The sequence below is a fragment of the Mycolicibacterium diernhoferi genome (assembly GCF_019456655.1).
GTDB classification, from domain to species: domain Bacteria; phylum Actinomycetota; class Actinomycetes; order Mycobacteriales; family Mycobacteriaceae; genus Mycobacterium; species Mycobacterium diernhoferi.
Window position 1 is genome coordinate 4,519,895 of record NZ_CP080332.1, and the last position, 24,346, is coordinate 4,544,240.

General features: G+C 69.1%; 19 protein-coding genes. 10 read left to right on the top strand and 9 right to left on the bottom strand.

Going from position 1 to position 24,346, the window contains the following annotated elements; translation table 11 throughout:
• Positions 1 to 75 precede the first annotated feature (75 nt).
• Positions 76 to 1,461, top strand: a complete 1,386-nt coding sequence (locus tag K0O62_RS21370) for an LLM class flavin-dependent oxidoreductase (protein WP_079244421.1) — start codon at positions 76 to 78, stop codon at positions 1,459 to 1,461.
• Here K0O62_RS21370 and K0O62_RS21375 read toward each other — a convergent pair.
• The 4 genes from K0O62_RS21375 to K0O62_RS21390 form a co-directional block, all read right to left on the bottom strand.
• The gene (locus tag K0O62_RS21375) at positions 1,458 to 1,949 is read right to left on the bottom strand and encodes a beta-class carbonic anhydrase (protein ID WP_073858314.1); all 492 of its coding nucleotides are present in this window, start codon (positions 1,947 to 1,949) and stop codon (positions 1,458 to 1,460) included. The genes K0O62_RS21370 and K0O62_RS21375 overlap by 4 nt on opposite strands.
• A gap of 86 nt (positions 1,950 to 2,035) precedes the next feature.
• Positions 2,036 to 3,532, bottom strand: a complete 1,497-nt coding sequence (locus tag K0O62_RS21380) for a sensor histidine kinase (protein WP_073858315.1) — start codon at positions 3,530 to 3,532, stop codon at positions 2,036 to 2,038.
• A 5-nt stretch (positions 3,533 to 3,537) separates the two neighbouring features.
• Entirely contained in the window at positions 3,538 to 4,242 is a 705-nt protein-coding gene (locus tag K0O62_RS21385) for a response regulator transcription factor (RefSeq protein WP_073858316.1), read from the bottom strand.
• A 118-nt stretch (positions 4,243 to 4,360) separates the two neighbouring features.
• On the bottom strand, positions 4,361 to 4,579 hold the full coding sequence (locus K0O62_RS21390) for a hypothetical protein (RefSeq protein WP_131817447.1): 219 nt from the start codon (positions 4,577 to 4,579) through the stop codon (positions 4,361 to 4,363).
• 123 nt (positions 4,580 to 4,702) lie between these two features.
• Here K0O62_RS21390 and K0O62_RS21395 point away from each other — a divergent pair, with 123 nt between their 5' ends.
• The 4 genes from K0O62_RS21395 to K0O62_RS21410 are packed head-to-tail and all read left to right on the top strand — an operon-like array spanning position 4,703 to position 10,087.
• On the top strand, positions 4,703 to 5,680 hold the full coding sequence (locus K0O62_RS21395) for an oligopeptide ABC transporter permease OppB (protein WP_073858318.1): 978 nt from the start codon (positions 4,703 to 4,705) through the stop codon (positions 5,678 to 5,680).
• Positions 5,677 to 6,576 carry an oligopeptide ABC transporter permease OppC gene (locus tag K0O62_RS21400; protein ID WP_073858319.1) on the top strand — a complete coding sequence of 300 codons (900 nt, stop codon included), beginning with the start codon at positions 5,677 to 5,679 and terminating at the stop codon, positions 6,574 to 6,576. Before K0O62_RS21395 ends, K0O62_RS21400 begins: the two co-directional genes overlap by 4 nt.
• Positions 6,573 to 8,408 (top strand): oligopeptide ABC transporter ATP-binding protein OppD, encoded by a 1,836-nt coding sequence (locus K0O62_RS21405; RefSeq protein WP_073858320.1) that lies wholly within the window; start codon positions 6,573 to 6,575, stop codon positions 8,406 to 8,408. The genes K0O62_RS21400 and K0O62_RS21405 overlap by 4 nt, the downstream gene beginning before the upstream one ends.
• Positions 8,409 to 8,419: 11 nt before the next feature.
• Entirely contained in the window at positions 8,420 to 10,087 is a 1,668-nt protein-coding gene (locus K0O62_RS21410) for an oligopeptide ABC transporter substrate-binding protein OppA (protein ID WP_073858321.1), read from the top strand.
• Here the strand turns inward: K0O62_RS21410 and K0O62_RS21415 are convergent.
• Entirely contained in the window at positions 10,074 to 11,354 is a 1,281-nt protein-coding gene (locus K0O62_RS21415) for an alpha/beta hydrolase (protein ID WP_073858322.1), read from the bottom strand. The two genes, K0O62_RS21410 and K0O62_RS21415, sit on opposite strands and share 14 nt — an antisense overlap.
• A gap of 103 nt (positions 11,355 to 11,457) precedes the next feature.
• Here K0O62_RS21415 and K0O62_RS21420 point away from each other — a divergent pair, with 103 nt between their 5' ends.
• A complete protein-coding gene (locus tag K0O62_RS21420; protein WP_207551000.1) occupies positions 11,458 to 12,669 on the top strand; it encodes an acyl-CoA dehydrogenase family protein in 1,212 nt (403 codons plus the stop codon).
• Between the two features lie 61 nt (positions 12,670 to 12,730).
• On the opposite strand, the gene K0O62_RS21425 is transcribed toward K0O62_RS21420, so the two are convergent.
• Positions 12,731 to 15,343: an AAA family ATPase gene (locus tag K0O62_RS21425; protein WP_073858324.1), complete on the bottom strand. Its 2,613-nt coding sequence runs from the start codon at positions 15,341 to 15,343 to the stop codon at positions 12,731 to 12,733.
• Positions 15,340 to 16,509: a metallophosphoesterase family protein gene (locus K0O62_RS21430; RefSeq protein ID WP_073858325.1), complete on the bottom strand. Its 1,170-nt coding sequence runs from the start codon at positions 16,507 to 16,509 to the stop codon at positions 15,340 to 15,342. The genes K0O62_RS21425 and K0O62_RS21430 overlap by 4 nt, the downstream gene beginning before the upstream one ends.
• Positions 16,510 to 16,622: 113 nt before the next feature.
• Here K0O62_RS21430 and K0O62_RS21435 point away from each other — a divergent pair, with 113 nt between their 5' ends.
• Entirely contained in the window at positions 16,623 to 17,123 is a 501-nt protein-coding gene (locus K0O62_RS21435; protein ID WP_205870672.1) for a SixA phosphatase family protein, read from the top strand.
• 20 nt (positions 17,124 to 17,143) lie between these two features.
• On the opposite strand, the gene K0O62_RS21440 is transcribed toward K0O62_RS21435, so the two are convergent.
• Together K0O62_RS21440 and K0O62_RS21445 are read right to left on the bottom strand one after the other, a co-directional pair.
• Entirely contained in the window at positions 17,144 to 17,650 is a 507-nt protein-coding gene (locus tag K0O62_RS21440; protein WP_372512878.1) for a DUF3558 domain-containing protein, read from the bottom strand.
• Between the two features lie 59 nt (positions 17,651 to 17,709).
• The gene (locus K0O62_RS21445) at positions 17,710 to 18,237 is read right to left on the bottom strand and encodes a DUF3558 domain-containing protein (protein ID WP_073858328.1); all 528 of its coding nucleotides are present in this window, start codon (positions 18,235 to 18,237) and stop codon (positions 17,710 to 17,712) included.
• A gap of 170 nt (positions 18,238 to 18,407) precedes the next feature.
• On the opposite strand from K0O62_RS21445, the gene K0O62_RS21450 reads away from it, so the two are divergent.
• From K0O62_RS21450 to K0O62_RS21460, 3 genes are all read left to right on the top strand, one after another.
• Positions 18,408 to 20,132, top strand: coding sequence for an ABC transporter ATP-binding protein (locus tag K0O62_RS21450; RefSeq protein ID WP_073858329.1), 1,725 nt, complete (start codon positions 18,408 to 18,410; stop codon positions 20,130 to 20,132).
• 61 nt (positions 20,133 to 20,193) lie between these two features.
• Entirely contained in the window at positions 20,194 to 22,083 is a 1,890-nt protein-coding gene (locus K0O62_RS21455; RefSeq protein WP_073858330.1) for an ABC transporter ATP-binding protein, read from the top strand.
• Positions 22,084 to 22,146: 63 nt separating this feature from the next.
• Positions 22,147 to 24,327: a molybdopterin-containing oxidoreductase family protein gene (locus K0O62_RS21460; RefSeq protein WP_073858331.1), complete on the top strand. Its 2,181-nt coding sequence runs from the start codon at positions 22,147 to 22,149 to the stop codon at positions 24,325 to 24,327.
• The last annotated feature ends 19 nt before the right edge of the window (positions 24,328 to 24,346 follow it).

Genomic DNA, 24,346 nt, shown 5'->3' on the forward strand with positions numbered 1-24,346 from the left:
ATCACCTGGATGCGGTGGACGCTCGCGCCGCTCCCGCATTCCGGGGAAGTCACGTGCGGCAGTGAGAAGGTAGGAATGTCAAAGCAGTTACACCTCAACGCCTTCCTGATGGGTGTCGGCCACCACGAGGCGGCCTGGCGGCATCCCCGCACCCGGGCGCACAACCTGCTCAGTGTCGAACACTTCCAGAATCTGGGCCGGATAGCCGAGCGCGGCCGCCTGGACTCGGTCTTCTTCGCCGACGAACTCGCGATCAGCCCCCGCATCGAACACAACGCCCAGGCCATCTTCGAGCCGATCACCCTGCTCACCGCCATCGCCACGGTGACCGAACGCATCGGTCTGATCGCCACGGCATCCACCGGATACCACTCGCCGTACACCCTGGCGCGCAGCTTCGCCTCGCTGGAGCAGATCAGCGGCGGGCGGGCGGGCTGGAACATCGTCACGTCGGCGCGCGAGGCCGAGGCGGCCAACTTCGGCCTGGACGGTATCCCCGACCACACCGGCCGCTACCGGCGCGCCGACGAGTTCGTCGATGTCGCGACCGCGCTGTGGGACAGCTGGGATGACGACGCCGTCGTCCTGGACCCGGAGACCGCGACGTTCGCCGATCCGGACAGGGTGCACACCATCGACCACGACGGCGACCTGTTCCGGGTGCGCGGGCCGCTGAACGTGCCCCGCTCACCGCAGGGCCGGCCGGTCCTGGTGCAGGCCGGATCCTCGGAGACCGGAAAGGATTTCGCCGCGCGGTACGCCGAGGCGATCTTCACCGCGCAACGCACCGTCGAGGAGGGCGTCGCGTTCTACCGGGACGTGAAGGCCCGCGCTGTCGCGTACGGCCGCAGCGCCGACGAGATCAAGATCCTGCCCGGCATCGTGCCCTACATCGGTCCGACCGAAGCCGCCGCACAGGAGCTCGAGCAGGAGTTCACCGATCTGATCACCCCGGAGTTCTCGCTGCGCCAACTCTCCGAGGTGCTCGGGGTGGACCTCACCGAGCACGCCCTCGATGCACCGCTGCCCCCGCTGCCGCCGATCGAGCAGATCCACGGCAACAAGAGCCGCCACCAGCTGATCAAGGACCTGGCCGCCCAGGAATCGCTGACGGTGCGCCGGCTGATCGCCAAACTCGGTGGTGGGCGCGGACATCGGACGTTCGCCGGGACCGCCGAACAGGTGGCCGACAATCTGCAGGAGTGGTTCGAGGCGGGCGCCGCGGACGGGTTCAACGTGATGCCGCCCTATCTGCCCGGCGGTCTGGAGGACTTCGTCACGCAGGTGGTTCCGATCCTGCAGCGGCGCGGCCTGTTCCGCACCGAATACACCGGGGAGACCCTGCGTGACCATTACGGGCTGGTCCGGCCGGCGGGCAGGTTCTCCTCGACGGCCGTGACCACCCGCGATTTCCGCACATCCACCGGCGGTCAGCGCCGGTGGATGTGCGCAAGTCGCTAGAGGGTGACCTCCTCCAGCTTCCCGGTCGCGACGTCGAAGATGAATCCGCGCAGCGACTCGTGTCTGGTGACGAACGGGCTGGCCTCGATGCGGCGCAACGACTGCCGCACATCCTCTTCCAGATCCGGGAACGACTCGGCGGCCCACTCCGGTTTCAGGCCGGTCTCGTCCTGGATGGACCGCTTGAACTCGTCGTCGGTGAAGGTCAGCATGCCGCAGTCGGTGTGGTGGATCAGGATGATCTCCCTGGTGCCGAGCAGTCGCTGACTGATGGCCAGCGAGCGGATCTCGTCATCGGTGATGACACCCCCGGCGTTGCGGATGACGTGCGCCTCGCCGTCACCCAGGCCCAGGACGCGGTACACGTCGAGGCGGGCGTCCATGCAGGCGACGACCGCGACGTGCTTGCTCGGCGGCAGCGGCAGGGGTCCGGTGAACGTCTGCGCGTACACCTCGTTGTTGGCCAGGTACTGATCGGTGACAGACATAGGCGGCAGACTAGACCCTGACGGCACCGATCCGTACCCACCAGAATCACGATGAGCCGATCCCCTCCCCGCGAGCGGGAGCGAGGTCAGCCAGGGTTCGCCGGGGGCAGCGTGACGACGAAGCGGGTATCGCCGGGCGCACTGTGCAATTCGATGGTCCCGCCGTGGGCCTTCACCACCGCGGCGACGATGGCCAATCCCAGACCGGTGCTGCCACCGCGGCGCGACCGCGACGAATCGCCGCGGGCGAACCGCTCGAACACCTCGGGCTGCAACGCCTCCGGGATACCCGGTCCGTCGTCGGCCACGGTCAACACCGCCTCGCCGCCGTCGGCGACCGTGACCGAGGTGGTGACGGTGGTGCCGGGCGGAGTGTGCACCCGGGCGTTGGTCAGCAGATTGGTCAGCACCTGGTGCAGCCGCGCCTGGTCGCCGGTGACCAGCACCGGTTCGTCGGGCAGATCCAGCGTCCACTCGTAGTCGGGTCCGGCGGCGTGGGCGTCGCCGACCGCGTCGAGCACCACCTGGGCGAGGTCGACGGGGGTGCGTTCCAGCGGGCGGCCCTCGTCCAGACGGGCCAGCAGCAGCATGTCCTGCACGAGCGCGGTGAGCCGCTGCGTCTCGGATTCCACGCGCCCGATCGCGTGCGCGACGTCATCCGGGAGCTGCGCCCGGTTGCGCTGGGCCAGTTCGGTATAGCCGCGGATGGCGGCCAGCGGGGTCCGCAGCTCATGGCTGGCGTCGGAGACGAACTGGCGCACCCGGGTCTCGCTGGCGTACCGGGCCGACAGCGCCGCGGCGATCCGGTCCAGCATCCGGTTGAGCGCCGAGCTCAACTGGCCGACCTCGGTGTGCGCGGCTGCCGGGTCGACGGGCACGATCGACGTCGGCAACTGCACCTCGCCCTTCTCCAGCTCGAGATGGGCGACATGCCGGGCGGCAGCGGAAACCCTTGCCAGCGGTGCCAATTGACGTCTGATGATCCAGACCCCGATGATGGCCGCCGCGATCAACGCCACCGCGGCGATCACACAGAACATCAGCAGAACCCACAGCATGGTGTCGTCGACAAAGGTGGTGGGGAGCCCGACGACGATGGTCTGGGCACCGCGGGTGGCCGGCCGCGCCACCACCCGATAGCTACCCAGCCCGTCCAACTGGACGCTCACCGGGGTACGGGTCGGCGGTACCTCGGCCAACTGCGCCGCGGCCTGCGAACTGATCTCGGCGGTGTCGCCCTGCGCGGTGATCACGCCGGCGTCGACCGCCCCGTCCTGCCTGATCACCGCGCCGACGGTCTGGACCTCCTGGCCGGGTGCGTTGAGGAACCCGGGTCCGGGACCCTGCTCCGGGTCGAACGGAAACCGCATCGGCATGCCGGGCGGCGGCAGCATCGGCGGCAGCGGCCGTTCCCCGATGACCACCGAGCGCCGGGCGGCGGCCAACAGCTGGGAATCCAGCTGTTGCATGAGAAACCGGTGCAACGCGAACTCGGTGGCGACACCGATGGACACACAGACGAAGGCAAGCAGGGCGACCTGGGTGATCAGCAGTCGGGTGCGCAGCGACCAGGAACGCGGCATCGGGATCAGCGCGGCGGACGCAGGACGTAGCCGGCGCCACGCAGGGTGTGGATCATCGGTTCGCGCCCGTTGTCGATCTTCTTGCGCAGATACGACACATACAGTTCGACGATGTTGGACCGGCCGCCGAAGTCGTAACTCCAGACCCGGTCCAGGATCTGGGCCTTGCTCAGCACCCGTTTGGCATTGCGCATCATGAACCGCAGCAACTCGAACTCGGTGGCGGTCAACGAGATCGGGTCACCGCCGCGAGTCACCTCGTGACTGTCCTCGTCGAGGACGAGGTCACCCACCACGATCTGCGCGTCACTCGCGTCATGGGCCACCCCGGTGCGCCGCAACAGTGCGCGCAGCCGCAGCACCACCTCTTCGATGCTGAAGGGTTTGGTCACGTAGTCGTCACCGCCGGCGGTGAGGCCGGCGATACGGTCCTCCACCGAGTCCTTGGCGGTCAGCAACAGCAGCGGCAGTCCGGGCTGCAGCTCGCGGAGCCGGCGCAGCACATCGAGACCGCTCATATCCGGCAGCATCACGTCGAGCACCACCACATCCGGCGGGTTGTCCCGGGCCAGTTCGATGGCGGTGGCGCCGTCACCGGCGGTGGTGATGTCCCAGCCCTCGTAGCGCAACGCCATGGACACCAGTTCAGCCAGCACCGGCTCGTCGTCCACGACGAGAACGTGAATCGGTTTACCGTCGGCCCGGTGCATCACTGCGCGCACTGGAACGTCGTGAGTCGATGCTCCGGCTGAAGAGGCCATGCTCTCATTATTCGCGCTCCGGTGAGCGCAACATGTGCCGTTCCTGTGAGCTGGCTATGAAATATTGCTACTCGCCCGAGTCAGCAGACTCGGGCGCGGTCGTGGTGGTGGTCGTGGTCACCGGGGCCGGGGAGGTCGGCGAGTACGTCTCCGACGGCAGCGTCGGCTCCGGCAGGGCCGGGTCGGCACTGAAGGTGGTGGTCTGGACGACGGACACGCCGGTCATGGCCAACACCGCACCGACGCCCGCGCTCGCGCACAGCAGCTTCACTTTGTTCGATGTCATGCCCGGTGGGTTACCCGCCGCCCGGATGCGGAAACACCGGCGCGCCGGGACCCCGTCTGACCCGCCCACTTCCCTGCCGATCTCATACCCTGTCCGAATGCAGCCCAGCAGCGGATCCGCCGGATGACCCGCTTCCTCGCGCGCCGGCTGCTCAACTACGTGATCCTGCTGGCCCTGGCATCGTTTCTGACGTTCACGCTGACGTCGTTGACCTTCTCCCCGCTGGACAGTCTGCTGGAGCGCAACCCGCGCCCACCCCAGGCGGTCATCGAGGCCAAGGCGGCCGAACTGAACCTCGACAAGCCGATCCCGGTGCGCTACGCCGACTGGGTGTCCGGTGCGGTCCGCGGCGATTTCGGCACCACCGTCGCCGGCCAGCCGGTCAGCGACGAACTGTGGCGGCGCATCGGGGTGAGCCTGCGACTGGTGCTCATCGGCTCGGTGGTCGGCACCCTGATCGGCGTGGTGGTCGGCGCGTGGGGCGCGGTACGTCAGTACCGGCTGTCCGACCGGACGATCACCCTGGCATCGCTGCTGATCATCAGCGCACCCACCTTCGTGATCGCCAACCTGCTGATCCTGGGCGCACTGAAGGTGAACTCGATCCTGGGGGTGCAGTTGTTCGAGTACACCGGCGAAACCTCGGCCGACGCCGTCGGCGGCGGGTGGAACCAGTTCGTGGACCGCGCACAACACCTGGTGCTGCCGACGTTCACGCTGGCACTGACCGCGATCGCCGGGTTCAGCCGCTACCAGCGCAACGCGATGCTCGACGTGTTGGGCCAGGACTTCATCCGCACCGCCCGCGCCAAGGGCCTGACCCGGCGCCAGGCCCTGTTCAAGCACGGCCTGCGCACCGCGCTGATCCCGATGGCCACCCTGTTCGCCTACAGCGTCGGCGGGCTGTTCACCGGCGCGGTGTTCGTGGAGAAGATCTTCGGCTGGCACGGCATGGGTGAGTGGGTGGTGCAGGGCATCACCACCCAGGACACCAACATCGTCGTCGCCATCACGGTGTTCACCGGCGTGACGATCCTGCTGGCCGGTCTGCTCTCCGACGTCATCTACGCAGCGCTCGACCCCCGGGTGCGTGTCTCGTGACCGATACCGAATACCAGTTCGTCTCGCGGCGCTCGCTGGTGCTGCGCCGGTTCCTGCGCAACAAGCCCGCGGTGGTCTCGGTCGTCGTGCTGGCATTGCTGTTCGTCGGCTGTTGGGTCCTGCCGCCGCTGCTGCCCTACTCGCACACCGATCTGGACTATTACGCGCTGCAGCAGCCGCCCAGCGCGCAGCACTGGTTCGGCACCAACTCGATCGGCCAGGATCTGCTGGCCCAGATCGTGCGCGGCATGCAGAAATCGCTGCTGATCGGTGTCTGCGTCGCGTTCATCTCGACGCTCATCGCCGCCACCGTCGGCGCGGTGGCCGGCTACTTCGGCGGCTGGCGGGACCGGACGCTGATGTGGATCGTGGATCTGCTGCTGGTGGTGCCCAGCTTCCTGCTCATCGCGATCGTCACCCCGCGCACCCGCGAGTCGGGCAGCATCCTGTGGCTGATCCTGCTGCTGTCGGTGTTCAGCTGGATGATCAGTTCGCGCATCGTCCGGGGTATGACCATGAGCCTGCGGGAACGCGAATTCGTCGCCGCGGCAAGGTACATGGGGGTCTCGAACCGGCGCATCATCGTCCGCCACATCCTGCCCAACGTGGCGTCCATCCTGATCATCGACACCGCGCTGAACGTCGGCATGGCCATCCTGGCCGAGACCGGATTGAGCTTCCTCGGTTTCGGGGTGCAACCCCCGGACGTGTCGCTGGGCACCTTGATCGCCGACGGCACCCGGTCGTTGACGACGTTCCCCTGGGTGTTCCTGTTCCCGGCCGGGGTGTTGGTGTTGATCGTGTTGTGTGCCAACCTCATCGGCGACGGGCTTCGCGATGCCCTGGACCCGGCGGCGCGCCCCGGCCGGCGCCTGCCCCGGCGGGGCCGATCATGACCCTGTTGGAGGTCCGCGACCTGCGGGTCGAATTCCCGACCGATACCGAGACCGTCGCCGCGGTGCGCGGATTGAACTATCACGTGGACTCCGGCGAGGTGGTCGCCCTGGTCGGCGAATCCGGTGCCGGTAAGTCCGCCGGCGCGATGGCCGTCGTCGGGCTGCTTCCCGAGTTCGCCGACGTCTCCGGTTCGGTGCGCCTGCAGGGCGACGAACTCATCGGGTTGCCGGACGCCCGGATGTCGCGGATCCGCGGGACCCGGATCGGCACCGTGTTCCAGGACCCGATGTCGGCGCTGACCCCGGTCTACACCGTCGGCGACCAGATCGCCGAGGCCATCCGGATCCACCACCCCGACGTCGGTGCCCGAGCGGCCCGGACCCGCGCGATCGAACTGCTCGAACTCGTCGGGATCCGCCGGCCCGAGCAACGCGCCCGCGCCTTCCCGCACGAGTTGTCCGGCGGGGAGCGCCAACGCGTGGTCATCGCCATCGCCATCGCCAACGATCCGGACCTGCTGATCTGCGATGAGCCGACGACCGCGCTGGATGTGACCGTGCAGGCCCAGATCCTCGACGTGCTGCGCACCGCACGCGATGTCACCGGGGCCGGGGTGCTCATCATCACCCACGACCTCGGGGTGGTCGCCGAGTTCGCCGACCGCGCGCTGGTGATGTACGCCGGCCGTGCGGTCGAGGCGGCGCCCGTCGCCGAGTTGTACCGCAACCGCCGGATGCCGTACACCGCAGGGCTGCTCGGGTCGGTACCCCGCCTCGACGCGCCGCGCGGTGAACGGCTGGTGCCCATCCCGGGGGCGCCCCCGTCGCTGGCGGCACTGCCGCCGGGCTGCCCGTTCGCACCGCGCTGCCCGCTGGCGATCGACGCCTGCCGCGCCGCCGAACCGGAACTGCTCACCGTGCGGCCGCGCCATCAGGTCGCCTGCATCAGACACGATCAGGTCGACGGGCGCAGCGCCGCCGACATCTACGGCGTGCCGACCGCGCCGGCGGCCGAACCCGCCGACACCGCGGGCGAGGTGGTGCTGAGGGTCCGGGATCTGGCCAAGACCTACGCGCTCACCAAGGGTGTGGTGTTCCGCCGGCGCGTCGGCGAGGTGCGCGCGGTCGACGGGGTGAGTTTCGACCTGGAGCAGGGCCGCACCCTGGGCATCGTCGGCGAATCGGGGTCGGGTAAGTCCACGACACTGCACCAGATCCTGGACCTGAGCACGCCGCAGGCGGGGACGATCGAGGTCCTCGGCACCGACGTCGCGACCCTGGACCGCCGGGGCCGCCGGGCGCTGCGCGGCGACCTGCAGGTGGTCTTCCAGGACCCGGTCGCCTCCCTGGACCCACGGCTTCCGGTGTTCGACGTGCTCGCCGAACCGCTGCGCGCCAACGGGTTCGACAAATCCGCCGCCGGCGACCGGGTGGCCGAACTGCTCGGCCTGGTCGGTCTGCGCCGCGAGGACGCCGGCCGCTACCCGGCGGAGTTCTCCGGTGGGCAGAAGCAGCGGATCGGCATCGCCCGGGCGTTGGCCCTGCAGCCGAAGATCCTGGCCCTCGACGAACCGGTGTCCGCACTGGACGTGTCGATCCAGGCCGGGATCATCAACCTTCTGCTCGATCTGCAGGAGCGGTTCGGGCTGGCCTATCTGTTCGTCTCCCACGACCTGTCGGTGGTGCGGCATCTGGCTCATCGGGTGGTGGTGATGCACAAGGGCAAGGTGGTCGAACAGGGCGACAGTGAGCAGGTGTTCGGCGCCCCTGGGCACGAGTACACCCGTCGCCTGCTGTCCGCGGTCCCCCGCCACCGGCCCGAAGGCGGTTAGAGTCTGAGCGCATGAGTGCGATATCGCGTCTGCTCGCGATGGGTGCAGCGGTGGCGCTGACCCTGACCGGTTGTTCCAGCCCGGATACCTCGATCCCGTCGGCCGGGGGTAATGCCGAGATCGGGGCGACCGCCGATATCAACCCGCAGGACCCGACCACCTTGGCGCAGGGCGGCAACCTGCGTCTCGCGCTGACCGGTTTCCCGCCCAACTTCAACTACCTGCACGTCGACGGCAATCTCGCCGAACTGGGCCGGATGCTGCGCGCCACCCAGCCGCGCGCCTTCGTCATCAAGCCCGACGGTGAGATGACGGTCAACAGCGACTACTTCACCAGCGTCGAACTCACCAGTACCGACCCGCAGGTCGTCACGTACACGATCAACCCGAAGGCGGTGTGGTCGGACGGTTCGCCGATCACCTGGGAGGACATGGCCGCCCAGATCAACGCCACCAGCGGTAAGGACGAGCGGTTCCTGTTCGCCTCCCCGAACGGCAGCGAACGCGTCGCCTCGGTCACCAAGGGTGTCGACGACCGGCAGGCCGTCATCACCTTCGACCGGCACTTCGCCGACTGGCGCGGCATGTTCGCCGGTAACGCCATGCTGGCCCCGAAAGCGGTGACCACCGATCCCGAAGCGTTCAACAAGGGCTTCCTCAGCAGGCCCCCGGTCTCGGCCGGCCCGTTCGAGATCACCACCGTGGATCGTGGCGCACAGCGAATCATCTTGACCCGCAACCCGAAATGGTGGGGCACGCCGCCGCTTCTGGACTCGATCACCTACACCGTGCTCGACGACGCGGCCGTCATCCCGGCCCTGCAGAACAATGCCCTGGATTCGGCCGGAATCGCCTCCCTGGACGATCTGGAGAACGCCCGGCGCACCCCCGGCGTCACCATCCGCCGCGCACCGGCGCCCAACTGGTACCACTTCACGATCAACGGCAACGAGGGTGCGATCCTGTCCGACCCGGGCCTGCGCACCGCGGTCATGAAGGGCCTGGACCGCCAAGCCATCGCCGCGGTCACCCAGCGTGGGCTCGCCGACAAACCGACCGCGCTGAACAACCACATCTATCTGGCCGGCCAGGAGGGCTACCAGGACAACAGCGTCGGTTTCGACCCGGAGGCCGCCAAACACGAACTCGACGAGCTCGGCTGGGTGCAGAACGGACAGTTCCGGGAGAAGGACGGCAAGCAACTCAAGATCCGCAACGTCTTCTACGACGGGGCGAGCACTCGCGCGGTCGCCCAGATCGCACAGAACCAGCTGGCCCAGATCGGCATCAACCTGGAGCTGGTCCCGGCTGCAGGCGGGGCGCTGTTCCCCGACTACGTCACGATCGGCAACTTCGACATGGCCCAGTTCGCCTGGGGCGGTGACGCATTCCCGTTGGCCAGCCTGACTCAGATCTACGCCTCGCAGGGCGAGAGCAACTACGGCAAGGTCGGCAGCGCCGAGATCGACGCCAAGATCGAGCAGGTGCTGTCCGAACTGGAGCCGGCCAAGGCACGCGAACTGGCCAACGAGTTGGACACGATGATCTGGGCCGCGGGGCACAGCCTGCCGCTGTTCCAGGCGCCCGGCAACGTCGCCATCCGCAGCAATCTGGCGAATTACGGGCCCACCGGCATCGGCGACATCAACTATTCGACGATCGGCTTCATGAAACCTTGATCCGGGACACGATCCGCGGCACCGCCGCGGGCAGCGTCGATTCGACGGCGGCTGCGGCGGTGATCACCGTGATCGCAGCCCGCACAAGCGGATTGACGGGCAGCCGGTCGAGTTCGGCGCCCCGCTCGGCCAGGGTGTCCAGCAGCCCGATCCGCAGCGCCCCGATGACCTCGAGTGCGGCCCGCTCCCGGGTGTCCAGCACGCTGTGACCGGCCGACGGCAGCGTCACCAGGGTGGCCCCGGGAATCAGGTCGACCACCTGCTGTGCCACCGCGGGCGGCGTGGTGAGATCGCGGCCGCCGGACAACACCGCGGTGGGCCAACCGAAACCGGGCATCTCGGCGGTCAGATCGAAGGGCTCCTTCTCGAATTCCACTGACGGATCGTGGATGTCACGCATCACCACCGATGGGTCCAGCGGGAGACCGTCCGGTTCCCCGGCGAAGTTGAGTTCGCGGAAAGCGATTCGCGACACCAGGTCGTCCTCGTGCCGGTAGGGGGCCTTGCGCAGGCTGATCCGCAGCGCGCGGCTCAGGCCCTGCCACAGCAGTGTCCGACCGCGCAGCAGCAACTCCAGCTGACGGTCGAGCAGGCGGGTACCGCCGTACTCGTAGACCAGGCTGGCGACCTGGGCCGACCCGTCCAGCCGCATCCCCTCGCCGGCCAGCTTGCGCACCTTCAGCGCCAGATCCGGGCTCTGGTCGTCGGCGCCGTCGGTGCTCTCGGCATCCTCGGTGCCATCCCAGAGCAGCCCGCGGATGGCCGTGCGCATCTCGTCGATGTCGCCGGCCGAGTGCACCGGGGAATCCAGCACCATGCCGGCGACCCGGTCGGGATGGCGCACCCCGACCCCGGCGGCGATATAGGAACCGTAGGAACTGCCGTAGATGTGCGCGGTCTGCACGCCGGCGTCGTCGAGCACCGCCGCGATGTCGTCGACCACCTGCTTGACGGTGATCGCCTCGGGCGGCAGGTCCGCGCCGTCGTCGTCGTGCCGGGACAACCCGACGCCCCGGTGCTCGACCATGATCACGTCGTACCCGGCCGCCGCCGCATGCCTACGGAAGGCCCGGTAGGGCGCTACCGAGGCCAGCCCCGGCCCGCCCGGGATGACCACCACCGGATGCGCCGATTTCCGGCCGACCCGCACGTAGAACAGGTCGAACATCCGATCTCCGCCACGGGTCACCGGCCGGCGGACGGGACGGACGCCGGGCAGGGCAGCCAGTTTGTCGTGCGCCCGGCGACGTTTGGCGGACATGGTCATCACCGCTCATTGTGCCCCGCGCGCCCGGCCGGGGCACTGCCAGATTGCTCTTAGGTTCGCGGTGATCGCAAGCAGTGCGCCCAGCGGACCGTGATCAGTAGAAATGGTCGATATGACAACCGTCGAGAATACGAACAGAATCCTGCCCGGAACACCGGAGTGGAAGGATCTACTGCGCACCATCGGATCTGGATCCAAAGATCGAGATCTCAACGACGAGAACCCTTTTGACCAGGTCGCCGCGCTCAAACGCGCCGGTTTCGGTACCCTGCGGCTGCCTGCCGAGTTCGGCGGCGCAGGACTGACTGTGCCGCAGCTGTTTTCCGCGGTGATCGACGTCGCCCAGGCCGATCCGATCGTCGCGCACATCTTCCGCGCGCACTTCTGGTTCGTCGAGGAGCGGCTGCGCTCACGCTCGCACAAGTGGCTGGACCTGGTGTCCGACGGCAAGATCTTCGGCAACGCGTTCAGCGAGAAGGGCTCGGCGGCCGTCGGTAGCCTGGTGTTCAACACCCGGCTGCTGCCCAGCCCGACCGGGGGGTTCCGGCTGGACGGCGAGAAGTTCTACAGCACCGGCACGCTGTTCTCCGACTACCTGACCACCACCGCGACCACCGACCACGACTCCGCGGCCGTCGTGGTGGTGCCCGCCGACCGTGCCGGGGTGAAGATCATCGACGACTGGGACGGGTTCGGGCAACGGCGCACCGGCACCGGGACCACCACCTTCACCGCGGTGGCGGTGGCCGAGGACGAGGTGCTCAGCGACAGCCCTTATGACGCCGATCCGGTTCCCACCGTCCAGTACGCCTCACTGCAGCTCTACATCCACGCCGTGGTGGCCGGCGTCCTGGCCAACGTCGTCGACGACGGCGTCGCACTGCTGCGCTCGCGGGAACGCAGCTTCAGCCACGCCCTGGCCGAGCGGCCCACCGACGACCCGCTGCTGCAGCGTCAGCTCGGTGAACTGGCGTCGGTGGCCTACATCGCCCGGACCGCGGTGCTCGACGCCGCCGAGGCCGTCGCCGCGGCCACCGACTCCGAGATCGACGGCGTGCCGGACGCCGACCTGGCGGCCGAGGCACAGTTGAAGGTGTCCAAGGTCAAGGTGCACCTCGACGACGTGGCGCCGGTCGCGGCCACCCGGCTGCTCGAGCTCGGCGGGGCCAGCGCGTCCAGCCGGCAACGCAACCTGGACCGGCACTGGCGCAACATCCGCACCATCACGTTGCACAACCCGGTCGGCCTCAAGGCGCGGGTGATCGGGCAGAACCTGCTGCACGGCACCGCGATTCCGGCGAACGCCTACTTCTGATCCTGCTCCGATCTGCGCACATGCACCGGCGCTCACCGCCGCTGCATGTGCGCAAATCCGCCTAGGCGGACAGTTCGATGAGCTGGGCGTCACCGATCCCGGCGTAGCGGTCCGGGCTGCAGGTCAGCACGATGACCTGCCCGTCACCGCCGACGGTGTCGAACACCGCGGACATCCGGGTCAACCGTTCCGGGTCGGTGAACCCCAGCGCATCGTCGATGACCACGGGCACGGTGTCCTCCTTGGCCACCAGCGAGGCGCACGCCAGCCGGGCGACGATGCCGATCTGTTCCTTCGCCCCGCCGGACAGCGATTCGTAACCCACCGTGCGGCCGTCCAGGGTGCGGCTGCGGATGGTCAGATCGGAGTCGATGTCGACCTCGAAGTCGGCGCCGAACACAATGCGGCCCAGCCGTTCGATCTCCCCGCGGAACGGGGCGACGTAGCGGGCGCGGGCGGAGTCGCGGTGCCGCAGCATCACCTCGCGCAGCGTCTGCGCCGCGCGGGCCCGGCGCTGCACGCGCTGATGCTCACCGTGGGCGTGCTCACGCTCGGTGAGGGCGGCATCGAGGGCGCCCTTGCGCCCCTGGGTGCCGTAGACCTTGAGGGTGGCCGACAGTTCGGTGAGCGCCGCGGCAGCGGCCTCGCGTTCGCGCAGCAGGGCCTGCGCCGCGCGGGCCGCCGCGTCGAGTTCCGCGGCGACCGCGTCCGGCTGGGCGGCGGCCAGTTCGGCGTCCAGGCGGGCCAGCTCCGCGGCGGCCCGGCCGGACCGCTCGGCCTCGGCCTCGGCCGCCACGCTCAACGCGTCATCGGCCGCGGTGCGCCGTTCGGCGGCCAGCCGGTCGTTGGCCGCGGCCAGTTCGGCCTGGGCGGCGCCCAGCTTCTCCCGCTGCACCCCGGCGGCGACCGCGGCGTCGTTGCACCTGGTGACCGCCGCCGCGGCGAGCGCACGCTGCGCTTCGGCGTGCTGGGTGGCGGTCCGGTGCGCCTCCTGGGCGGCCTCCAACGCCGCCCGCGCGCCATCGGTGTCACCATCGATATCCGGTTGTCCGGCAGTCAGTTCCGCGTACCGCGCGCGTAGCTGCTCCGGGCTTTCGTCCCCGGCGAGCGCGCCGATGGTGGACTGTAGCCGGCCCTGCTCCGAGCGCAGTTCCCGACGGCGGGCGTCCTTGTCGCGGGCCTGCTCGACGGTCTCGGCTCCGGCCCGCCGCAACGCCTCGGCCAGAACCTGCTGTGCGGCGACGAGTTGGGCGTGGGTATCCAGGGCGTCGGCCCCGGGCACCACCCGGGCCCGCAGCAGCCCGGGCAGTTCGATCTCGGTCGGGGCACCGGCACTCAGCGACCAGTCCCGGCCGGCGGCAAGGTCGACGTCCTCGTCCCCGACGCGCAGCCGGATATCGGCCAGCGCCACCAGTTCGATGTGCGCGGAGGCGAGTTCGGCCTGATCGGCGGCCCGCTCGACGGCCCGCGCGGCGTTCTCGATCTCGCGCATCAGCGCGTCGGTCATGGTGTTGCCGAGCAGTTCGCGCTGCACCTCGGCGAGCGCGGCGGTGGCCTCCTCGAGCCTGTCGATCCGGACGGTGAGCCGGGCGGCCTCGTCACGGGCGACCAGCGCGGCCAGCGTGGTGCGCGCCTCCTCCACCGCGGCCGCGGCGACCTCGGCGGCGGTGCGCGCCTGATCGGCGGCCGCCTCAGCGGACTCCACGGCTTGCCGGGCCGTCGTGTGCGCCTGCGCCGACTCGGCGGCGACGGCGATCAGATCGGCAGCAGACGTGGACCTTTCCTCGATCTCGGCGCGCAACCGGCGCCGTTCGTTGACCGCCGCGACGGAGGCGGCGTGTGTCGCGGTGGCGGCGTCGGCCACCACGCGGGCGGTGTCACGTTGCCGGGTCAGCTGCGCCACCGCGTCGGAGGCCTGCTGCGCGGCGGCGAGCCGGGCCCGCGCCGACTCGACCCGGGTGGCGGATTCGGCGAGTTCGGCGGTCAGCGTGGCGTGCCGCCGCACCGCCTGCTCCACCTCGGCGACCGCCTCGGTGGCGATCTTCACCTCGGCCTCGGCCGCCTTCAGCCGGGTCCCGGCCACCGCCCATTCCCCGGTGGGGCGGCCGGTGGGGGTGAAGTACTTCAGGTACTCGCCCTCGATCCGGTCGACCAGCAGCGGGTCGGCGTCCCCGGCATCGCCGGCGCCGTCCCCGGCCGCCACGTCGAGTGCCCGCGACAATGCGTCGCACCCGGACAGGTCGACCGGGGAGGTGGCCGAGGCCTGCAGCACCCGCTGCGCCTCCCACAACGCGGTGTCCACCGTCTCGGACAGGATGGCCAGCACCCGGTCGTGCGCTTCGTCCCCGGTGAGCTGCTCACGCTTGGGCTCGGTGATGGTCAGCTCGGTCTCGGCGCGCTTGTGGAAGCGCTTGCGGTACACGAAACGGTAGGGGCCCGTGGAGATTTCGGCCAGCACCTCGGCACCCACATCGGCGTGGGTGGGTTTGACGGCCTTGACCTCCTTCTTGGTGGACCGGTCCTTGATCGTCAGCAGCAGATCCAGCGCCTCGATCATCGACGACTTGCCGATCTCGTTGGCGCCACTGATCACCACGACCCCGCGCTCGGGAAACGCGATGTCGCGGTGGGCGACTCCGCGATAGTTGGTGAGTACCAACCGGTGCAATATCACGCGACGTTTCCTTCCAGGGCGCCACCGGACAGGCGCAGCAGCAGCGCGAGCGCGGAGCGCGCATCCTCGGCCTCGGCACCGTCTGCGCGCGCGGCGGACACCAGTTCTGCGACCGCACCGGCGGCGAACCCCCCGATCGGCAGATCGTCGAACTCCCCGTCGGCCGGCAGCACCACGATGTCGGAATGTCGCTCCCACAACCGCAGCGAGGCGAACACCCGGGCGTACCGGTCCAGGCACAGGTCCAGCTTGGCCTTGTCGGTGACGGTCAACGAACCGGTCAGCACCAACCGCACGACGGTGCATTCCTTGTCCGGCAGCTGATCCAGGTTGACGTCGAGACCGGCGATGTCGCGGTCGTCGTTCACATCGTGGCGCAGGGTGAGAAAGCGCCACCGCCCCACCCGGCGGGCGGACACCTGCACCGGATGCGCCGGATCCTGTTCGTCGATGTCGACGATCAGCACGTGGCCGGGATCGGCTTCGATGTCGTCGTAATTGGTGACCTCGGGCGAACCCGAGTACCACACCCGGCCGGTGTCGCCCACCTCGGTACGAGAATGCTTGTCGCCCAAGGCGACATAGTGCACGGCGCCCCGTTCGAGGGTGGCCGCCAGCCCGGCCAGCCGGATCAGTGAGGGCTTCCCGGGATCCGGGTCGAGGATGTCGACGCCGCCGTGTGCGACCAGGATGCGCACCGTTCCGTCGGCGGGCAGATCAGCGGTCACCGCGGCCGCCAGGTCCGTGGTCGGCGACTTGGAACGCCAAGGTGCGGCGACGATTTCCAGCCCCGGCCGCACCTCGAAGACCCCATCGGAGTCCAGCACGGTGACGTTGTCCGGGCACTCGGCGAGAAACAGCGTGCTGGTGTACACCGACCCGGCGTCGAGCTGATCATGGTTGCCGGGCAGCAGATATACCGGAACCCGGATCGCGCGGATGGCCTCCAGCGCCAGGCTCACCTCGCGCGGGGCCAGCTGGTTGTCCTCGAAGACGTCGCCGGCGACGACGACGAACTCGGCACCCACCTCATCGGCGAGTGCACCGAGCCCGGAGACGGCCTCCCGGCGCGCCGCCGAATAGCGCGATTGTGCCTCACCGCCCCCGACACTGAGGAAGTGCCGTGTCATACCGAGCTGCCAGTCGGCGGTATGCAGAAAGCGCATCTGCGCACTCCCTTCCGGGTCGGTGGTCATCGTTCGTGGCGGGTTGCCGCTTGTTCGTGGAGTCTAGGTCCGGTGTCCGACAAGTCCCGGGACGTGCCCCGGCATGGCCTAGCCTGATCGAGATGAGAACCCTTGTGCTGCTGCGGCACGCCAAATCGGACTATCCGGGCGGGGTCGCCGACCATGACCGGCCGCTCGCGCCGCGCGGTGTCCGCGAAGCCGGGCTCGCCGGCGACTGGTTGCGCGCAGAGCTGCCCGCCATCGATGCGGTGTTGTGCTCCACGGCCACCCGCACCCGGCAGACGCTGGAACGCACCGGGATCGAAGCCCCGGTCAGCTTCGTCGACCGGCTCTATGACGCCACCCCGGGCATCGTGCTGGCCGAGATCAATGCCGTCGCCGACGACGTGCAGACGCTGCTGGTGATCGGGCACGAGCCGGTGATGTCCGGGCTGGCGCTGGCCCTGGCCGACGACAGCAGTGACGCCGAAGCGGTGTCCGGCATCGAATCGAAGTACCCGACCTCGGCGCTCGCGGTGCTGCGGGTGCCGGGATCGTGGGCTGAGCTCGAGTTGGGCGGCGCACGGCTCACCGCGTTCCACGTGCCGCGCTGAGCCACACGCCGTGAGATCGACTACGAGTTGGTGGCCAGCGTCAGCTCCATCAGCTTGATCGCCATCGCGCAGGCGTCGATACCGGGCGCCTGCGGGTTCACCCACCAGCCGACGACGCCGCTGGCGTCGCTGGCCACCCCGCACGCCCCGTTGGCCGCCGGGTTCTTCATCACGATCGACTGCACACCGGCGACCCGGCGTTCCTCGATCGGGAACTTCATCTCCTCGGCGACGGCGCGCTCGGTGTCCAGGCTGCCCAGCTCGAACCAGAACCGGGTGATGTCGACCAGGCCCGACGGGTTGGCGGCCTGCCAGCGGCACACCGCGCCGACGAAGGTGCTCTGGATGTCGAGCGGGTCGGCCCCGACCGTCTCGGCCAGGATGTCCTCGGTCAGGACGTCGCATTCCTTGAGCAGGTTCGGGTAGGTCTTCTCGGAGTCGTTGTTGCGCGGCCCGGCGCTGCCGGAGCCCGCCTTCGCCGCCGTCCCGTCCACCGAACGGGAGCAGCCCTGCACGCCGAGCACCATGGTCAGCGCCGCCAGCAGCGCGATCACCACGGTCAGCGGACGTTTCACGGCGCGGCCCATCATTTGGCGTTCACAATCGATTGGCGGGTCAGTTCCTTGGCGACTTCGCAGGCATCCGGGTACGGCTTCTGAGCGAAGCTGACCGACCATTCGATGAAGTCGTCGTCGAACTGGATGCCGATCTCGCACAGGCTGGGCCCGAGCACCATGTCCTCGCCGATCGCGATGAACCCGTCGTGGCCCTCGATGTTGATGTCCTCGACGCTGGCGCGGGACAGTTCCTCGGTCTTGCGTTCCCGCCCGATCGGGCTGCCACGGAAGTGGGTGAACGAGAAGTGCGGGCCGACGATCCCGCCGCCGGCCAGCCACTGGCAGCCCACCGAGGTGCGCGCCGTGTTCACCAGCCCGACGACCTCGGTCAGCTGCGAGACGGTCTGGTCGCTGATGCCGCCGCATTCCGGGAACACCGGGCCGTGCTGGGCCTCGGGCGCCGCCTCGACACTCGGGGGCACCGACGGGGCACTCGGGCTCTCGGAATCGGAGCAGGCCGCCAACACGGGGAGCACCGCAACGGCGGTCACCAGCATCTTCGCCGCACGACCGATCCGGCCGTGGGCAATCGCAGGTCCGCTTCTGGGAATCACGACATGCACTGTAGCCGCCACCCGCTGAGGAACCGCTGAATTGCGGATTGACCTGCATTTTCGTGTCCCGGTCCGGAACCGCGGCCTGCAGGTGGGTGTGCGACAGTAGCCAGATGCTGCTCGCCCTGCTGCGCCGTTACGTGCAGCCGTACCGCGGGCTGCTCGCCGTGGTCGCGGCCCTCCAAGTGGTCAGCACGCTGGCGTCGCTGTACCTGCCGACCGTCAACGCGGCGATCATCGACGAGGGTGTCGCGGTCGGGAACACCGGACGGATCGTGCACCTGGGCCTGATGATGCTGGCGGTGACGGCCCTGCAGGTGGTGTGCGCCGTCGGCGCGGTGTTCTTCGGGTCCCGGGCCGGCATGGGGTTCGGCCGCGATCTGCGGGCGGCGATCTTCACCCGGGTGCTCGGCTTCTCCGCCGTGGAGACGGCCCGGTTCGGCGCCCCCACCCTGCTGACCCGCACCACCAACGACGTCCAGCAGATCCAGCTGCTGGTTCAGATGACGGCCACCATGCTGATCACCGCGCCCATCATGGGCCTCGGCGGCATCGCCATGGCCATCCACCAGGACGCCGGGCTGTCCTGGCTGCTGCTGGTCAGCGTGCCGATCCTGGCGCTGGCCAACGGGTTGCTGGTGTCGCGGCTGATGCCGATCTTCCGGACCATGCAGCGGGTGATCGACAACATCAACCGGGTGATGCGCGAACAGCTCGCCGGTATCCGGGTGGTGCGCGCGTTCGCCCGGGAGTCGCTGGAGCGCAGCCGGTTCGAGGAGGCCAACCGGGCGCTGACGGACACCGCCCTGACCGCCGGGCGCTGGCAGGCGCTGATGTTGCCGGTCACCACCCTGGTGATCAACGTCTCCAGCGTCGCGCTGATCTGGTTCGGCGGGCAGCGCATCGACGCCGGGCAGATGCAGGTGGGTTCGCTCATCGCCTTCCTGGCGTATTTCATGCAGATCCTGATGGCGGTGCTGCTGGCCACCTTCCTGGTGGTGCTGCTCCCCCGCGCGTCGGCGTGCGCCGAACGGATCACCGAGGTGCTGGGCACCGAACCGGAGATCACCGCACCGCCGGACCCGGTCGCGGTCGGTGCCGTCACCGGCGAGGTCGGCCTCGACCGCGCCACCTTCAGCTATCCGGGCGCCGACCGGGCGGTGGTACAGGAGGTTTCGTTCACCGCCCGGCCCGGCACCGTCACCGCGATCGTGGGCAGCACCGGGTCCGGCAAGTCCACGCTGCTGTCGCTGATCAGCCGGCTCTACGACGTCACCGACGGCGCTGTACGGCTCGACGGTCTGGACGTCCGCTCCTTCGATCCGGAAGAACTGTGGGCGGCAATCGGATTGGTGCCTCAGCGCGGCTATCTGTTCTCCGGGACCATCGCCGACAACCTGCGGTACGGGAAGGCCTCTGCCACCGAGGACGAGATGTGGGACGCGCTGAGGGTGGCCGCCGCCGACGATTTCGTGCGCGCGCACCCCGACGGCCTGCAGATGCGCGTCGCGCAGGGCGGTGTCAACTTCTCCGGTGGTCAGCGCCAGCGGTTGGCCATCGCCCGTGCGGTGGTCCGCCGCCCGGCGGTGTACCTGTTCGACGATGCCTTCTCGGCGCTGGACGTGCACACCGACGCCCGGGTCCGCACGGCACTGCGGGACGTCTCGGCGCAGGCGGCGGTGATCATCGTGTCGCAGCGGATCTCCACGGTCGCGCAGGCCGATCAGGTGCTCGTACTGGAGGACGGCCGGGTGGTCGGTGCGGGCACCCACGAATCGCTGCTCGCGGACTGCCCGACCTACATCGAGTTCGTGGACTCCCAGTCGGTGCACGCGTGACACCAGCGAGTAGCGGAGCGGGATCGCGCATCAGCCCAGCGAGTAGCGGAGCGAATCGCCTATGACAAGGCCCATCCGGGGTATGGCCGAACCACCCAAGGCGCGCTCTCGCGATTTCCGGGGCTCGGCGATCCGCTTGCTGAAAAGGCTGGCCCCGCAACGCCGCCTGACCGCGCTGGTGATCGCGCTGGCCGTCGGCGGCATCGCGATCGGGGTGATCGGGCCGCGTATCCTCGGCCACGCCACCGACCTGCTGTTCAACGGTGTCATCGGACGCGAACTACCGGCCGGGCTGAGCAAGGAGCAGGCCATCGAGGCCGCCCGGGCCCGCGGTGAGGACACCTTCGCCGATCTGCTGTCCGGCATGAACGTGACGCCCGGCCAAGGTGTGGACTTCACCGCCGTCGCGCACACACTGTTGCTCGCACTGGGCCTGTATCTGATTGCCGCACTACTGGTCTGGATGCAGGCACGCATCCTCAACGTGGTGGTGCAGCGCACCATGGCGGACATGCGCACCGAGGTCGAGCACAAGGTGCACCGGCTTCCGCTGTCCTACGTCGACGGCCGGCAGCGCGGCGAACTGCTCAGCCGGGTCACCAACGATGTCGACAACGTGCAGTCCTCCCTGGCCATGACCATCAGCCAATTGCTGACCTCGCTGCTGACGGTGGTGGCGGTGCTGGTGATGATGGTGACGATCTCGCCGCTGCTGGCGCTGATCACGGTGGTGACGGTGCCGGCCTCGCTGCTGGCCACCCGGGCCATCGCCCGCCGCTCGCAGAAGCTGTTCGTCGCGCAGTGGACCAACACCGGGCGGCTCAACGCCCACATCGAGGAGACCTACAGCGGTTTCACCGTGGTGAAGACCTACGGACACCGGGCCGCCGCCGTCGAGAAGTTCGGCGAACTGAACGGGGAGGTGTACCGGGCCAGCCTGGGCGCGCAGTTCCTGTCCGGGCTGGTGTCCCCGGCCACCACGTTCATCGGCAATCTGAGTTACGTCGCGGTCGCGGTCGTCGGCGGCATCCAGGTCGCCACCGGCCAGATCACGCTGGGCAGCATCCAGGCCTTCATCCAGTACGTCCGCCAGTTCAATCAGCCGTTGACCCAGGTCGCGTCGATGTACAACTCGCTGCAGTCCGGGATCGCCAGCGCCGAACGCATTTTCGACCTGCTCGACGCACCCGAGGAATCCGCGGCACCGGCCGCGGCCACTGTCCCGTCCACGGCGGCGGGCCGGGTGGCGTTCGAGCACGTGTCGTTCTCCTACCAGCCCGGCACCCCGGTGATCGAGGACTTGTCGCTGGTCGCCGAACCCGGGGCCACGGTGGCCATCGTGGGCCCCACCGGCGCGGGTAAGACCACGCTGGTCAACCTGCTGATGCGGTTCTACGACATCGATGCCGGACGGATCACGCTCGACGGCGTGGACATCGCGGCCATGCCACGTCAGGCCCTCCGATCCCGGATCGGGATGGTGCTGCAGGACACCTGGCTGTTCGGCGGCACCATCTACGACAACATCGCCTACGGCCGGCCCGACGCCACCGCCGAGGAGGTGTACGAGGCCGCCCGGACCGCACACGTCGAGCGGTTCGTGCAGACCCTGCCGGAGGGCTACCAAACCCGGGTCGGCGATGACGGCGGCGCGATCAGCGCCGGGGAGAAACAGTTGATCACCATCGCCCGGGCGGTCCTGGCGCAACCGCAGTTGCTGATCCTGGACGAGGCGACCAGCTCGGTGGACACCCGCACCGAACTGCTGATCCAGCAGGCGATGGCCGAATTGCGGCGGGACAGGACCAGTTTCATCATCGCGCACCGGTTGTCGACCATCCGCGACGCGGATCAGATCCTGGTGATGGAGGCCGGGCGCATCGTCGAGCGGGGTACGCACGCCGAACTGCTGGAACGCCACGGCGAGTACTGGGCGATGTCGCGAGCGTAATCAAGCGGTCTGCTCAATCCCAATTGCCAGACAGTGTCGGATCGGTGTTGACAGGATCACGATATGACTGCGGCGACGGTGCACACCTTCTGCCGGTACTGCCTGGCGTCATGCGGCGTGGAGGTCACCGTGCAGGACAACCGGGTCCGCAGGATCGCCGCCGACAAACTCAACCCGCACAGCTGGCACGACTTCTGCGCCAAGGGCCGCACGGCCGCGGAGGTGGTCGAACATCCCCGCCGCATCCTGGCGCCGATGCGCCGGGTCGGCGACGGGTATGTCGAGGCCGACTGGTCAGAGGCGTTGCGGGACATCGCCGACCGGATGAACCGGCTGATCGGATCGGACGGCCCGGAGGCCGTCGGCGCCTACTACGGGAACCCGGCCGGGTACTCGTCGTCGAACCTGATCTTCATGAACGGCTGGCTGGACGCGATCGGCACGCACAACCGGTACGCGGTCGGCTCGGTCGACCAGAACGCGGTGCACGTGGTGGCCCAGGCGATGTACGGGTCACCGCTGATGGTGCCGGTCTCCGATATCGACGACTGCGACTTCTTCCTGCTGGTCGGGGCGAATCCCGCTGTCAGTGCCTGGAATTGGCTGGAGTCCGCACCGGGCGGATGGCGCCGGGCGCTGGAGCGGCAACGTGGCGGGGCACGGATCGTGGTGGTCGACCCGGTGCGCACCGAGTCCGCGGACAAGGCCGATACCCATCTCGCAGTGCGCCCGGGCCAGGACTGGGCGCTGCTGCTGGCGATGGTGAAAGTCATCCTGGACGCCGGCCTGCAGCACCGCGACTGCACCGAACTGGCCACCGGAAGTGCCGAGGTCCGCGCCCTGGCGGCGGCGGCAGACCTGGACGACCTGGCCGCCCGCTGCGATATCCCCCGCGATGGGATCGAGTGTTTGGCAAGGGATTTCGCGGCTGCCCGGACGGGTATGGTGATCACCCGGACCGGTGTGTCCCTGCAGGAGTCGGGGACCGTCGCCGAATGGCTGGGCCATGTGCTCAACGTGATCACCGGCCGGATGGACCGCCCCGGCGGGCGGCGCTTCGAGCCCGGTTATGTCGATACGCTGCGCCTCGCCGGTCTGGCGCAGACACCGCCGCACCGCAGCCGGGTCGCCGGGCGCGAGATGGTGGCCGGCGCGCACGCGCTGGCCGAGCTGCCCGATGAGATCACCACCGGCGGGCCCGGCCGGCTCCGGGCGTTGGTGATCAATTCCGGCAACCCGGTGATCGCCGGGCCGGACGGGTCCCGGCTCGATGCGGCGCTGGAGCAGCTGGATCTGTTGGTGGCCATCGACTTCGTGCAGCGGGAGAGTCACCGCCACGCGGATTGGCTGCTACCCGCCGTGCACTGGCTGGAGCGCGAGGACCTGCTGGCGTTCACCAGCGGCATGCACGACGAGCCGTTCGCCCAGTTCGGCGCCCGCGCCGTGGCCCCGCCGCCGCAGGCCCGCGAGGAGTGGCGGATCTTCGTCGACCTGGCGTTGGCCATGAAGCGTCCGCTGTTCGGCGCACGGGCCGTGAACGGGTTCATCCGGGCCAGCCGCCGAGTCGCGGCGTGGTCGGGGCGACCGGGGCTGGAGTTCAGTCCCCGCTGGATCGACCGGTTGATGATCGCAACATCACGGAAGGTCAACGGCCGCAGGCTCAGATGGCGGGATCTGCGCGACAATCCGCACGGTCTGGTGCTCGGCCCCCGCGAGTTCGGACGCTTCCGGAACGCGTTGCGTACCGAGGACAAGTTGGTGCGACTGGCCCCGCCGGAGTTCCTGGCGCGGGCACGCGATCTGCTGGCCGCGCCGGCCACCACGCCCAGCGCGGACTTCCCGTTCCTGCTGGGCAACCGACGCAACCGCCATGCCATGAACTCCTGGCTCAACGAGTTGCCCGGGCTGCATCCGTCGGGCAAGCGCAATGTCGTGTTCATCCATCCCGAGGACGCGTCCATGCTGGGCGTCGAGGACGGCGACCAGGTGCGGGTGTGCTCTGCGAGGGGGTCGGTACAGACCGTCGCGGCGCTCTCGGACCGGCCCCGCCGCGGGCTGGTGATCATGGAACACGGCTGGGGCTCAAGGGTGTTCGATCCGCGCGGCGGCGCGGCGCCAGAGGTCTACGGCGTCAACCGCAATCTGCTGGTCGGCGCCGCCGCGATGGACCCGCTGTCGCAGACCTCGGCGCTGGGGGGCGCGCACGTCCGCATCGAGCGACTCGGGCGCGCTCACGTTCGTTAAGTGAATGCGAGCGCGCCGA

Bases quoted from the DNA above. Each gene is read 5' to 3' on its own strand.
- K0O62_RS21370 (WP_079244421.1), top strand. From the start codon at position 76: ATGTCAAAGCAGTTACACCTCAACGCCTTCCTGATGGGTGTCGGCCAC.
- K0O62_RS21375 (WP_073858314.1), bottom strand. From the start codon at position 1,949: ATGTCTGTCACCGATCAGTACCTGGCCAACAACGAGGTGTACGCGCAG.
- K0O62_RS21380 (WP_073858315.1), bottom strand. From the start codon at position 3,532: ATGCCGCGTTCCTGGTCGCTGCGCACCCGACTGCTGATCACCCAGGTC.
- K0O62_RS21385 (WP_073858316.1), bottom strand. From the start codon at position 4,242: ATGCACCGGGCCGACGGTAAACCGATTCACGTTCTCGTCGTGGACGAC.
- K0O62_RS21390 (WP_131817447.1), bottom strand. From the start codon at position 4,579: ATGACATCGAACAAAGTGAAGCTGCTGTGCGCGAGCGCGGGCGTCGGT.
- K0O62_RS21395 (WP_073858318.1), top strand. From the start codon at position 4,703: ATGACCCGCTTCCTCGCGCGCCGGCTGCTCAACTACGTGATCCTGCTG.
- K0O62_RS21405 (WP_073858320.1), top strand. From the start codon at position 6,573: ATGACCCTGTTGGAGGTCCGCGACCTGCGGGTCGAATTCCCGACCGAT.
- K0O62_RS21410 (WP_073858321.1), top strand. From the start codon at position 8,420: ATGAGTGCGATATCGCGTCTGCTCGCGATGGGTGCAGCGGTGGCGCTG.
- K0O62_RS21415 (WP_073858322.1), bottom strand. From the start codon at position 11,354: ATGACCATGTCCGCCAAACGTCGCCGGGCGCACGACAAACTGGCTGCC.
- K0O62_RS21420 (WP_207551000.1), top strand. From the start codon at position 11,458: ATGGTCGATATGACAACCGTCGAGAATACGAACAGAATCCTGCCCGGA.
- K0O62_RS21430 (WP_073858325.1), bottom strand. From the start codon at position 16,509: ATGCGCTTTCTGCATACCGCCGACTGGCAGCTCGGTATGACACGGCAC.
- K0O62_RS21440 (WP_372512878.1), bottom strand. From the start codon at position 17,650: ATGGTGCTCGGCGTGCAGGGCTGCTCCCGTTCGGTGGACGGGACGGCG.
- K0O62_RS21445 (WP_073858328.1), bottom strand. From the start codon at position 18,237: ATGCTGGTGACCGCCGTTGCGGTGCTCCCCGTGTTGGCGGCCTGCTCC.
- K0O62_RS21450 (WP_073858329.1), top strand. From the start codon at position 18,408: ATGCTGCTCGCCCTGCTGCGCCGTTACGTGCAGCCGTACCGCGGGCTG.
- K0O62_RS21455 (WP_073858330.1), top strand. From the start codon at position 20,194: ATGACAAGGCCCATCCGGGGTATGGCCGAACCACCCAAGGCGCGCTCT.
- K0O62_RS21460 (WP_073858331.1), top strand. From the start codon at position 22,147: ATGACTGCGGCGACGGTGCACACCTTCTGCCGGTACTGCCTGGCGTCA.